At 56.6% G+C, this 12,166-nt stretch carries 10 protein-coding genes, 1 pseudogene and 1 riboswitch; of the genes and pseudogenes, 3 read left to right on the top strand and 8 right to left on the bottom strand.

The window, feature by feature from the left end; genetic code table 11:
- Nucleotides 1-45 precede the first annotated feature (45 nt).
- On the bottom strand, nt 46-756 hold the full coding sequence (locus tag P3C52_RS04415; protein ID WP_275553990.1) for a Bax inhibitor-1/YccA family protein: 711 nt from the start codon (nt 754-756) through the stop codon (nt 46-48).
- Between the two features lie 200 nt (nt 757-956).
- Between P3C52_RS04415 and P3C52_RS04410 the strand changes: the two genes are divergently transcribed.
- The gene (locus tag P3C52_RS04410; protein WP_275553989.1) at nt 957-2,903 is read left to right on the top strand and encodes a methyl-accepting chemotaxis protein; all 1,947 of its coding nucleotides are present in this window, start codon (nt 957-959) and stop codon (nt 2,901-2,903) included.
- A gap of 288 nt (nt 2,904-3,191) precedes the next feature.
- Here P3C52_RS04410 and P3C52_RS04405 read toward each other — a convergent pair whose 3' ends face one another.
- Nucleotides 3,192-4,280 (bottom strand): DUF1615 domain-containing protein, encoded by a 1,089-nt coding sequence (locus P3C52_RS04405; protein ID WP_275553988.1) that lies wholly within the window; start codon nt 4,278-4,280, stop codon nt 3,192-3,194.
- A gap of 272 nt (nt 4,281-4,552) precedes the next feature.
- Here P3C52_RS04405 and P3C52_RS04400 point away from each other — a divergent pair, with 272 nt between their 5' ends.
- Complete coding sequence (locus tag P3C52_RS04400; protein ID WP_275553987.1) at nt 4,553-5,350, top strand: OBAP family protein; 798 nt, start codon at nt 4,553-4,555, stop codon at nt 5,348-5,350.
- Here P3C52_RS04400 and moaE read toward each other — a convergent pair.
- The 5 genes and pseudogenes from moaE to moaA form a co-directional block, all read right to left on the bottom strand.
- The gene (gene moaE, locus P3C52_RS04395) at nt 5,347-5,799 is read right to left on the bottom strand and encodes a molybdopterin synthase catalytic subunit MoaE (RefSeq protein ID WP_275553986.1); all 453 of its coding nucleotides are present in this window, start codon (nt 5,797-5,799) and stop codon (nt 5,347-5,349) included. The two genes, P3C52_RS04400 and moaE, sit on opposite strands and share 4 nt — an antisense overlap.
- A 1-nt stretch (nt 5,800) precedes the next feature.
- On the bottom strand, nt 5,801-6,046 hold the full coding sequence (gene moaD / locus P3C52_RS04390; protein WP_275553985.1) for a molybdopterin synthase sulfur carrier subunit: 246 nt from the start codon (nt 6,044-6,046) through the stop codon (nt 5,801-5,803).
- Nucleotides 6,039-6,524, bottom strand: a complete 486-nt coding sequence (moaC, locus tag P3C52_RS04385) for a cyclic pyranopterin monophosphate synthase MoaC (RefSeq protein ID WP_275553984.1) — start codon at nt 6,522-6,524, stop codon at nt 6,039-6,041. Before moaC ends, moaD begins: the two co-directional genes overlap by 8 nt.
- A 2-nt stretch (nt 6,525-6,526) precedes the next feature.
- Nucleotides 6,527-7,042 carry a molybdenum cofactor biosynthesis protein B gene (gene moaB / locus P3C52_RS04380; RefSeq protein WP_275553983.1) on the bottom strand — a complete coding sequence of 172 codons (516 nt, stop codon included), beginning with the start codon at nt 7,040-7,042 and terminating at the stop codon, nt 6,527-6,529.
- A gap of 14 nt (nt 7,043-7,056) precedes the next feature.
- A pseudogene (gene moaA, locus P3C52_RS04375) lies at nt 7,057-8,045 on the bottom strand (GTP 3',8-cyclase MoaA).
- Nucleotides 8,032-8,164: riboswitch (molybdenum cofactor riboswitch) on the bottom strand. It overlaps the preceding pseudogene by 14 nt.
- A 306-nt stretch (nt 8,165-8,470) precedes the next feature.
- Between moaA and yvcK the strand changes: the two are divergent.
- The gene (gene yvcK / locus P3C52_RS04370; RefSeq protein ID WP_275553982.1) at nt 8,471-9,379 is read left to right on the top strand and encodes a uridine diphosphate-N-acetylglucosamine-binding protein YvcK; all 909 of its coding nucleotides are present in this window, start codon (nt 8,471-8,473) and stop codon (nt 9,377-9,379) included.
- Nucleotides 9,380-9,491: 112 nt separating this feature from the next.
- Here yvcK and uvrB read toward each other — a convergent pair whose 3' ends face one another.
- Nucleotides 9,492-11,513 (bottom strand): excinuclease ABC subunit UvrB, encoded by a 2,022-nt coding sequence (gene uvrB, locus P3C52_RS04365; protein ID WP_275553981.1) that lies wholly within the window; start codon nt 11,511-11,513, stop codon nt 9,492-9,494.
- Between the last annotated feature and the right edge of the window lie 653 nt (nt 11,514-12,166).

Raw genomic sequence — 12,166 nt, 5'->3', positions numbered from 1 at the left:
GCCTCAACATAGCCTGACGGCGGCGCGGTGGAAACTGTCTCCACTTTAACGGCGATTGCCAAAGATACGCAGCAGCATCAGGAACAGGTTGATAAAGTCGAGATAGAGCGTCAGGGCACCCATGATCGAATAACGACGCAGATTTTCTTTATCACGCGTATCGATATTTTCGCCGATCGCTTTCAGCTTCTGGGTGTCATAGGCGGTCAGGCCAACAAACACCAGCACGCCGATATAGGTAATCGCCCACATCAGCGCCGGACTTTTCAGCCAGAAATTGACCAGCGAAGCCAGCAGCAGACCAATCAGCGCCATAAACAGAATGCTGCCCATTTTGCTTAAATCGCGTTTGGTGGTGTAACCCCAAAAGCTCATGGCGCCGAACATTCCGGCAGTAACAAAAAAGGTGCTGGCAATGGATGAATAGGTATAGACCAGGAAAATACTGGCCAGCGTTAAGCCGGTCAGCGCCGAATAGAGCATAAACAGCGCGGTAGCCACCGCCCCGCTCAGCTTATGCACCAACCCCGACAGCACAAAAACCACCGCCAGCTGCGCAATTACCAGCCCAAAAAAGGTCATGCGGCTGGCAAACACCAGCTCCATCACCGCTGGCGTATTGGCCGCGTACCAGGAAATAAATGCGGTCAGCAGCAGACCACAGGTCATCCAGCCATAAACCTGCGCCATATAAGTTTGCAGGCCAGTATTGGCGCGCTGCACGATTGTATCCTGCGAGTGTGGAAATCGATCCATAGATCCCCCAATGGTGTTGATGGATAAGTTTACCAAGTGTGGCATAGATCTAATGGATTATGCCATTTCTCTCGCTTTTCATCGGCGCAGAGGCGGCGGCATAACGGTTAAAGTTTACCCGGTTAGCTGCCGATAATTGCTGCAGAAGGAGCGTTGCTGACAGGAGGTTATTTTACTTTTAACCTTTTCCGGGGAACGCCATGTCTACCATTTCTTCCGCCCGGCGCAAAATGCGCACCCGAACCCTGATGCTGCTGACCGGCGTCGTGACGATCTCCCTTGGGTTTATCCTTACCATCGGCCTGCTGAGCAGCCAGTCGCGTCAGCAACAGCGTCAGCTGGCGCAGGATTATCTGCAACAGATCGCTAAAGCTAATGCGCAACAGGTACAGAATAAGCTCGACGAGGCGCTACATACGGCGCGTGCGTTGCGCACCGACGCCTGGAGTTTAAAAGAGGCAGGCATAACGGATCGACGGGCGCTCGATCAACTGTTGCTGAACACACTGCAGGCACATCAGGAATATCTCTCGATCTCGCTTGCTTTTGAACCCAACGCCTTTGATGGCAAAGATGCTGAATTTACCGGTCAGCCCGGACAGGATCCCGCCGGGCGCTATGTTCGCTATTCCACCCACGATAAGGATGGGCAGGTCAGCGTGCAGAATCTGCTGGATTACGAACATCCCGGCAGCGGCAACTACTATCTGCTGCCGCGTCAGCGCATGAAAGAGGTTATTCTGGAGCCCTACCTCTATCCCTATGACGGTGTGGATGTGATGCTGACTTCTATCGCCTCACCCATTATCGTGGATGGTCAGTTTAAAGGCTCAGTGACCTCTGACATCTCTCTCGCCACGCTGCAAAAAACCATTAGCGCCATTAAGCCCTGGCAGGGCAAAGGCTATGCGCTGCTGCTCTCGCACGAGGGCAAAATCATCGCCGGTCCGGATGCGGCGCAGGCGGGCAAAGCCTGGCAAGGCAAGCAGGAAAACAGCGTTGCGGTACATGAATATCAGGATGCGTTTCTGAAAGAGGCGGCCTTTATCAGCTGGCAGCCGGTTGCCATCGGCAACAGCGGCACGCCGTGGCGGCTGGCGATTGTGGCGCCGGTAAGCGAAGTGATGGCGGCAGCCAACCGTCAGCTGATCTATGCGCTGATTCTGATGCTGGTCAGCATTGTGGTGGTATGCGGCGTGCTGGGACTGATCTTCAGCCGCAAAGTGGCGCGTCCTATCGGCGGCGAACCGGCAGAAGCAGCCAGTCTGGCGCTGGCGGTCGCGCAGGGTGATTTAAGCCGATCCATCGCCGTACAGACCCATGACCAGCAAAGCATTTTCTACGCCATGCAGACCATGCAGCAGCAGCTACGCAATATGGTCGGAGAGATAATAACCGCCAGCGCCTCGGTGCGCAGCGGCGCCAGCGAAATCGCCAGCGGCAACCTCGATCTCTCTTCGCGTACCGAGCAGCAGGCATCTGCCCTGCAGGAGACAGCGGCCAGCATGGAGCAGTTAACCGCTACCGTGAAGCTCAATGCGGATAACGCGCATCAGGCCACCGAGCTGACCGGCAACGCGACGGCCGTCGCCGGACGCGGCGAGGCGCTGGTACAGCAGGTGGTTGAGATTATGGCGCAGATTGACGAAAGCTCGCGCAAGATTGGTGATATTACCAGCCTGATTAACAGCATCGCCTTCCAGACCAATATCCTGGCGCTGAATGCCGCCGTTGAAGCGGCGCGCGCCGGTGAACAGGGACGCGGCTTTGCGGTGGTAGCCTCCGAAGTGCGCAATCTGGCGCAACGCTCGGCCGGAGCGGTGAAAGAGATCTCGGCGCTGATTGAGGAATCGGCTGCCCGCGTCAGCGCCGGCGTGGCGCTGGTTAACGAAACCGGTAAGACCATGAAAACCATGACCGAATCGGTGGCGGCGGTGCAGACGATTATCGGTGAGATCGTCAACGCCTCGGACGAGCAGTCGCTGGGCATCAGTCAGGTCAGCGTGGCGGTCAATGAGATGGATGGCGTTACGCAGCAGAACGCGGCGCTGGTTCAACAGATGTCGGCTGCGGCCGCCTCGCTGGAAGAGCAGGCGCGCCAGCTGGCGGATACCGTTTCCACTTTCCAGCTGGAGCAGCATGGTTAAGGATGCCGAATGGCGGAAGGCCGTCGCCTCTTTCAATGGAAACGGTATGGCTGCGGAAAATTGCTGAATGGCGGGATGCCGTTTCACCATCCAGAGGAAGCGGCATGGCTGCCGAGATTGTTGTCCGGCAGGAAGGCACATCCAGTTGAAAATGGTCTGGCTGATGCTAACGTTGTTAACCAGCCAGATGCCGCCTCACCTTCCCGACCGGTGCAACACTGCCAGCTTCGCCGCGCCGCCCTGAAATCGCGTTGTCGCCCGCCCCTGACGTTAACGCCAGGGGCTTTTTTATTTAGCCCGCGCCATACATTGCTGGTAACGACTGTTTACGCGCTGGGCAAACCAGGCGGTAGTCAGATTGCGGGTGATTTTCGGGCTTTCCAACCGGATACCCGGCAGTATCGCCCGCGGCAGTTTGCGGCCCGCCTGCTTATCGGCCAGTGCGAACACCTGCTGCCACAGCTCGCTTTTCTCGAACTCCAGCTTATCACCCTTCTCCAGATCGCGGCGAATCGCGCGATCGCTCATATCAATCTGCCGGGAGAGCGTACGCACCGCCAGCTCGGTAGCACCCGCCTTATCGGAGCCGTACAGGATCAAATCGCCGTCCAGTGCCAGCTTCATGCCGGTAGCGCGCGCCACCGCCGCCTGAAATGCGGCGTTGCGGCTGGCGTACCAGCCGGCGTTAAAGTCGGCGAAACGGTAAAGCGGCTCGCTATAGCTGACCGGATAGCCCAACAGATGTTTTACGCCGAACCAGATGCCGCCGTGACGCGTAAACACCTCCTGACGCACCGAGGTTTCAATCGGCCACGGATAGCCCTCTTCATGCGCCTCGGCAAAAGCGATGCTGACCTGCATCGGCCCGCCGGTATGGATCGGATTAAGATTACCAAACAGCGTCTGCCCCATCGGCACCATATTAATAAAATCGTCAAAGATGGCGCTCAGCTCTTTTTCCGTGCGCACCTTGTCCAGACGGTCGGCGTAGCTGCGCCCGTCAGGCGATTTGATCAGCAGCGCGGTGCGCACCAGAAAAGCGGGAATATGCAGGCGCGCCGCACGCTTATCGATCTCGCCCCAGGCGATTTTCGGCAGGCCCGGCACCGGCGAATCGGCGTTAAAGTTGGTTTCCTGATCGGCCACGGCGATGGTCGCGCAAATATTGCTGTCGCTGGCTTCAATCTCCTGGGTGCGGAACGCGGTCGCGATGTCGCTCGCCCAGTCCGATTTCTGCCGTACATCGCCCGGCAACAGCGCTGAGATACGCGCCTGCATCTGCTGCGGCGTTTGCTGCAGCGTCTTTGGTTTGCTGGTACAGCCCGCCAGCGCCAGCAGCGCCACGAGCGGAATAAGTCGAAATAGCTGAGGTGACATACCTGTCCTTATGGGTTGACGTTAAGCGCACCTTAACCACTGCCGCTGCGAAATGCCAGCCCTGCTCCGCTTCATTCACTGTGCTGGCCGAACTAACTAAGGCGACTTCATACAATGATGCTCGGAAGTGACATTAGCCAGGTTATTTCAATGTTTTTATCTGGCGCAGTTTTTTTAATATCCCATGTCACGACAGTTTCTGCCCGTGCCTTTCTATTTCAGGAATTTGCACTAACGTTAAGTTTTGTTAATTGTTATGACAGGAGTTGCTGATGAAAACCTCATGGCTGCCGCTGGCTGCGGCGATGATACTGGCTGGCTGCGGCGGCAATAATACGCCGACGCAGGTGCAGACGCCGGGCGCACCGACCTCAACAAAAATGAAGCTGCTGGATACCGGCGCCGCCGCGATGCAGTCGCGCCCGCCTATCGACGCCATTAATGCCTATCTTGACGGTTTCCACTTCTACAACGGTGATAAAAACGGCCAGATGGAAGCGCATCACTACGTTACCATTCTGAACGACGATGTGATGCAGGCGCTGATTTATGACGGCAACACGCGCGATGCGCGCCTGATGGGCGTGGAATACATTATCAGCGAGCGGCTCTATAAGACGCTGCCGCCGGAAGAGAAAAAGCTGTGGCACAGCCACAGTTACGAAGTGAAATCGGGCACGCTGGTCGCGCCAGGACTACCAGATACAGCAGACAAAGCGCTGATGACCAAACTGGTGAACACTTACGGTAAAACCTGGCACACCTGGCATACCGATCGTGATAAAACGCTGCCGTTTGGTATTCCGGCGCTGATGATGGGCTTTACCGCCGATGGTCAGCTCGATCAGCGGCTGCTGAAAGATCGCGATGAGCGCATGGGGATTGATACGCGCAAAATGCGCCAGCAGCGCGCCGATATCGTGGCGCATCCGGTAGTGAAAGGCGCGAACGCCTGGCAGGATGGCGAGACGATCCAGCTACAGCGCGTCGAGGGCGGCGGCGAACACGCCCACGGCAGCACGGAATTTGGCCCTTCAGAACAGACGAAGCGCCATAAAACGGGCAATTAATCCCAGCGACCGGCCGCCTGCTGGTCGCTGTCGCGCGCCTCAACCCAGCGGTCGCCTTCGGGCGTCGCTTCCCGCTTCCAGAACGGCGCGCGGGTTTTCAGGTAATCCATAATAAACTCGGCAGATTCAAACGCCGCACCGCGATGGGCGGCGCTGACGCCGACAAAAACGATCTCATCGCCGGGAAAAAGCTCGCCAACGCGATGAATCACGCTTATACGCTGCAGTGGCCAGCGCTGACGCGCCTCTTCAACAATCTCAGCCAGCGCCTTTTCCGTCATGCCGGGATAATGCTCCAGCGTCAGGGCGGAGACGTTATCGCCCAGGTTGTGATTGCGCACTTTGCCGGTAAAGGTCACCACGGCGCCATCATCATTGCAGGCGGAAAGCCATTGATACTCTTCAGCCATGGCAAACGGCGCCTGGCCGACGCGAATGCGGGTAGCCATCTTAACCTCCGGTCACCGGCGGAAAGAAGGCCACTTCGTCGCCGTCCTGCACAGGATGTTGTAACGAAACCAGCGTTTGGTTGACCGACGCCAGCAGTTTGCCCGCGCTTAACGCCAAATCCCAACGATCGCCGCGCGCCGCCAGCGCCGTGCGCAGTTCGTCCACCGTGGCGTAATCTGCCGGTAGCGACAGCTCAGCAGTCTCCACCAGCTCGCGTACCTGCGCGAAAAACAGCACCTTAATCATGTTCCACCGCCTGAAAATCGCCCGATTTGCCGCCGCTTTTATGCAGCAGGCGCACCGATTCAATCACCATATCTTTCTGCACCGCTTTACACATATCGTAAATGGTCAGTGCAGCCACGGACGCGGCGGTCAGCGCTTCCATCTCGACGCCGGTTTTGCCGGTCAAGCGGCACACCGATTCAATACGCACCCGCTGTTTTTCCGGCTCGGCAGTCAGCTCGACCTCAACCTTACTCAGCATTAGCGGATGACAGAGCGGAATCAGCTCCCAGGTACGTTTTGCTGCCTGAATCCCGGCGATGCGCGCGGTGGCGAACACATCGCCTTTATGATGGCGGCCTTCGATAATCATTTGCAGCGTTGCGGGCGACATTACCACGCAGGCTTCCGCCCGCGCTTCGCGCAGCGTTTCCGCCTTGGCTGAGACATCAACCATATGCGCTTCGCCAGCGGCATTAATATGGGTTAGTTGCGACATAATCAGGATTTTTTCAGATGTGAAACAAACTGGCAGGGACGGGTTCGCGCGTCCAGCTGCTCGCAGATGATACGTTCCCAGGCGGTACGGCAGGCGGAGGTCGATCCCGGCATGGCGAAAATCAGCGTCTGATTGGCCATGCCCGCCACCGCACGCGATTGCAGGGTTGAGGTACCGATCTCTTCCCAGGACAACATGCGGAACACTTCGCCGAAACCTTCGATTTCGCGGTCGAACAGGGGCAGCAGCGCTTCCGGCGCGCAGTTTTTGCTGTTAAAGCCGGTGCCGCCGTTAATTAAAATCACCTGGATATCGTCGCTGGCGATCCAGCTGGAGACCACGGCGCGAATGCGATGCAGGTTATCGGCGACAATCGCATGATCGAGAACCTGGTGGCCCGCTTCGGTCGCCGCCTCGCGTAAATAGTCGCCTGAGGTGTCATCGGATGCGTCACGCCGATCGGAAACGGTTAATACCGCGATCTGTAACGCCTGAAATTCCATCGTGGCTTTGCCCATGCTTTCCTCCAAGGTTAGCCGCCAATAAATGAGAGATTTTGCGTGATGCCTGTGTTGCCCTGATGCAGGAAGTGCGTCTGCTTTTTGTGGCCCAGGCTGGCGGCAATGCGCGCCTGCAGCTCCGGCTGCTGCGCATCGGAGGCCAGCAGATCGCGCAGCGGCACACCGCCGTCGCCAAACAGGCAAAGATGCAGGTTGCCGATGGCCGACACGCGCAGACGGTTGCAGCTGGCACAAAAATCCTTCTCGTACGGCATGATCAGCCCGATTTCGCCCTGATAGTCAGGGTGCCAGAACACCTGTGCCGGGCCGTCGCTGCGCGCACGTATCTGGCGCTGCCAGCCCTGCTGAATCAGCTGATCGCGGATCACTTCGCCGGAAATATGATGGCGACGGAACAGGTCGCTGCCCTCGCCGGTCTCCATCAGCTCGATAAAGCGCAGTTGAATCGGTCGATCGCGGATCCAGTCAAGGAAGGTTTGCAGACTATGATGGTTTACATCGCGCATCAGCACGCTGTTGACTTTGACCTTGCTGAAGCCCGCGTCAAAGGCGGCATCGATGCCGCGCATCACCTGGTGAAATTTATCCTGGCCGGTGATGGCGTGAAATTGACGGGCGTCAAGGCTGTCGACGCTGACGTTAATGGAAGTGAGACCGGCGGCGCGCCAGCGCGCGACATCGCGTTCCATGCGGTAACCGTTGGTGGTAACCGCCAGCTGGCGAATGCCAGGGTTCTCGCGTACGGCGGCGATAATATCGACAAAGTCGCGGCGCAGGCTGGGCTCGCCGCCAGTCAGCCGGACTTTTTCCGTACCGGCATCGGCAAAGGCGCGCGTAACGCGACGGATCTCATCAAGCGAGAGGAAACTTTTGTTGGTCGCGCCCTGCGGCTTATAGCCATCGGGAAACAGTAGGTGCAACGAAAATTGCACACGTCTGTGATCGACAAACGCAAGTAATAGAACTTGCGTGCATAGGAATCAGTAAATTGGGTCACCAGAACACCTTTCCAAAATGGGAGATGCAGTCATTTCTTTCTGCACCCTGGCAGCTCGCGGCTGCGGCCAGTGCCCCGTATCTGCTGACGTAGGCGCAAAGGCTTGAGTGTGGTTTTGCCTGTTAAACAGGAATGCGCAAATAGTAGCGCTATTTGTCGGGGCATGCCACGTTCAATTTCGCTATATAAATGAATATATATCGATAGTTCAACGCTTTTTCCTGCACGATCGCTTCATTTTCTCTGATATTGCTTTTTAAAACCTGCAGGCGAGGCGCGAACGATGATTGCTATAAGTCAACAATGCGTTTTATTTGCAGAATAACGGGCGACGCAGCGCGGGAGCGAGAGTATTCAAGCGCGTGATAAACCATTATCCTGTCGCCTGCCGACGGTTGAGGTTACCGTCACTTTTTGTCAGGAGAATTATGCGTAATCGTACCCTTGCGGATCTGGATCGGGTGGTGGCTCTCGGCGGCGGCCATGGCCTGGGGCGCGTGATGTCTGCCCTCGCCTCTCTGGGTTCACGTCTGACCGGCATTGTCACTACCACCGATAACGGCGGCTCTACGGGCCGGATCCGACGATCGGAAGGCGGCATTGCCTGGGGGGATATGCGTAACTGCCTGAACCAGCTGATTACCGAGCCGGGCGTGGCCTCCGCGATGTTTGAATACCGTTTTGCCGGTAACGGCGAACTGGCCGGGCACAACCTCGGCAACCTGATGCTGAAGGCGCTGGATCATCTGAGCGTGCGCCCGCTGGAAGCGATCAACCTGATCCGCAATATGCTGAAGGTTGACGCGTTTCTGATCCCGATGTCGGAGCAGCCGGTTGATCTGGTCGCCACCGACAGCGAAGGCCATATGATTTACGGCGAAACGGAGATTGATACGCTGGTGAAGCCGCCGCAGGATCTGATGCTGCATCCAAACGTGGCGCCCACGCGCGAAGCGATTGAAGCGATTGCCGAAGCGGATCTGATTTTGATTGGGCCAGGCAGCTTTTTTACCAGCCTGATGCCGGTGTTGCTGATGGATGAGATGACGCAGGCGCTGCGCCGCACACCCGCGCCGCTGATTTATATTGGCAATTTAGGCCGCGAACTCAGCCCGGCCGCCGCCAGCCTCCGGCTGGAAGATAAGCTGGCGATCATGGAAAGGTATATCGGCAAGAAAGTAATTGATGCGGTGGTTGTCGGCCCGCATGTGGATATTCAGGGCGTGCAGGATCGTCTGATTGTGCAGCAGCCGCTGGAAGCGGCGGACATTCCCTATCGTCATGATCGCCAGCTGCTACGCCTGGCGCTGGAACAGGCGATTCAGGGTCTTGGCTAAACCGCCGCTCGCTCCCCGGCAAAGATAAAAAGTTATATCCCGCCAGACCGTACCTTATCCATGCAAAAAGAAAAGCCGCCACCTTTTCAGGCAGCGGCTTTGCTACGTGCGCTTAAGAAGCAGCGATAAAAAGTTCGCGCAGCTGATGCAGCTGGTCGCGCACGCTGGCGGCCTCTTCGAACTCCAGATTCTGCGCATGCTGTTGCATCTGGCTCTCCAGCTGATGGATCTTCTTCTGCAAAGCCTGCGGCGTCAGCGCCATATAATCTGCCTCAGCCTCGGCGGCGCTACGGCTGGTGGTTTTACCGCGCGTTTTCCCTTTCGTCACGCTTTTGCCCAGCTCAAGAATATCGGTGATCTTCTTGTTCAGGCCCTGCGGCACAATGCCATGTTCGGTATTGTATTCCATCTGTTTTTCGCGACGACGCTCGGTTTCGCTAATCGCTCTGGCCATCGACGGCGTAATTTTGTCGCCGTACAGAATCGCCTTGCCGTTCACGTTACGCGCCGCGCGACCAATGGTCTGGATCAGCGAACGCTCGGAGCGCAGGAAGCCCTCTTTATCGGCATCCAGAATCGCCACCAGCGAAACTTCCGGCATATCCAGCCCTTCCCGCAGCAGGTTGATGCCGACCAGCACGTCGAATTTGCCGAGGCGCAGATCGCGAATAATCTCCATGCGCTCAACGGTATCAATGTCGGAGTGCAGATAGCGCACCTTCTCGCCATGCTCTTCCAGATACTCGGTCAAATCTTCCGCCATGCGCTTGGTCAGGGTGGTTACCAGCACGCGCTCGTTGATCTCCACGCGCTTGCGGATCTCCGACAGCAGATCGTCCACCTGCGTCGCCACCGGACGCACTTCGATAATCGGATCGAGCAGTCCGGTTGGTCGCACCACCTGATCGATCACTTCGCCACCCGATTTTTCCAGCTCATAGTTGCCCGGCGTAGCGGAGACATAAATGGTCTGCGGCGCCAGCGCCTCAAACTCCTCGAACTTCATCGGACGGTTATCCAGCGCCGACGGCAGACGGAAACCATATTCCACCAGCGTCTCTTTACGCGCGCGGTCGCCGCGATACATGCCGCCGATCTGCGGAATGGTGACGTGCGACTCATCCACCACCAACAGGCCATCCGCCGGCAGATAGTCAAACAGCGTCGGTGGCGGCTCGCCCGGCCCGCGCCCGGAGAGATAGCGCGAATAGTTTTCGATGCCGGAGCAGTAGCCCAGCTCATTCATCATCTCCAGATCGAACTGGGTGCGCTGCGTCAGGCGCTGCTCTTCCAGCAGCTTATTGTTGGCAAGCAGGGTCTTACGGCGATCGGCCAGCTCAACTTTAATCTCTTCCATCGCCTGTAAAATACGTTCGCGCGGCGTGACGTAGTGCGTTTTCGGATAGATAGTAAAGCGCGCCACTATCGAATCGATCTGGCCGGTCAGCGGATCGAACAGCGACAATCGCTCAACTTCCTCATCGAACAGCTCGACGCGCAGCGCCAGGTCGTCAGATTCCGCCGGGAAGATATCGATCACTTCGCCGCGTACGCGGAAGGTGCCGCGCTGAAACGCCTGATCGTTACGGCTGTACTGCAGCTCCGCCAGGCGGCGCAAAATGCTGCGCTGATCGATAATCATGCCGCGTGACAGATGCAGCATCATTTTCAGATAGAGATCGGGATCGCCCAGACCATAAATCGCCGAAACCGAGGCCACCACGATCACATCGCGGCGTTCCAGCAGCGCTTTGGTAGCGGAAAGACGCATCTGCTCGATATGTTCGTTTACCGAGGCATCTTTCTCAATAAAGGTATCGGAGCTGGGAACATAGGCTTCCGGCTGATAATAGTCGTAGTAAGAGACGAAATATTCCACGGCGTTATCGGGGAAAAACTCTTTCATCTCGCCATACAGCTGCGCCGCCAGCGTTTTGTTGGGCGCCAGCACCATGGTCGGCCGGTTAAGATCGGCAATCACGTTGGCTACGGTGAAGGTTTTCCCGGAGCCGGTCACCCCCAGCAGCGTTTGGTGCGCCAGACCGTCCTCAAGCCCCTCTTTCAGACGACGTATCGCCTCTGGCTGATCGCCGGAAGGTTGAAAGGCGGAGTTAAGTTTAAAGGCTTTACTCATTAGGCATGATCTCTGCTGAAGAATTGCACGGACAGGAGGGTAATTTTACTCCGCTTCGATGATTTTTCCAGCGCGCAGCACTGGATAAATAATCAGTTATTTTGCCCGATTGCGCTGAAAAAGGCAAAGCGACAATTCTAAGGCTTATCATTACATGGGGATAATATTAAGGCATGCAAGGTTATCCCCAAGCGCGCCTGGCATTTAACATTTGTCAATAGGCGCAGCGCAAAACCCGCAGCGGAAAAAAGCATGGAAAGCCACAGGCTTGATTTTAATTAACTTGCTGAAATAAAAGAATTTATAAATAAAGCCCAGTTTAGCGCCAGTTCAGGAAAAAGCCGCGCCCGCTCTGGTCTGCAGGTTGTTTTCACTTGGTAATGCACATGGTTATCCACAGGAATAGTGGATAACTGTTTACAGGCCCCGCGACAACGGGGATGGGTAAAAATCCCCTCAGCGCGGTAACAGAGATGAAATATTTTTTTTTCGCCTTTTTCGTGTTCAGCTAAGGCTAAATTTTTCTCTTTAACGCCTGCTATCCGGCGCGATAACGCTTTTCATGGCTATTACGTCTAACGGTTATTAATAAACTTTCCTGCCTTATTACGGATCCTTTGCACCATAAGCGTTCTGAAAGCGGCACTGTCAAA

The organism is Mixta sp. Marseille-Q2659 (assembly GCF_940807255.1).
In the GTDB taxonomy this organism is placed as follows: Bacteria; Pseudomonadota; Gammaproteobacteria; order Enterobacterales; family Enterobacteriaceae; genus Mixta.
Note: the sequence above shows the minus strand (reverse complement) of the source record. Positions and strands in the feature narration are given on the sequence as shown.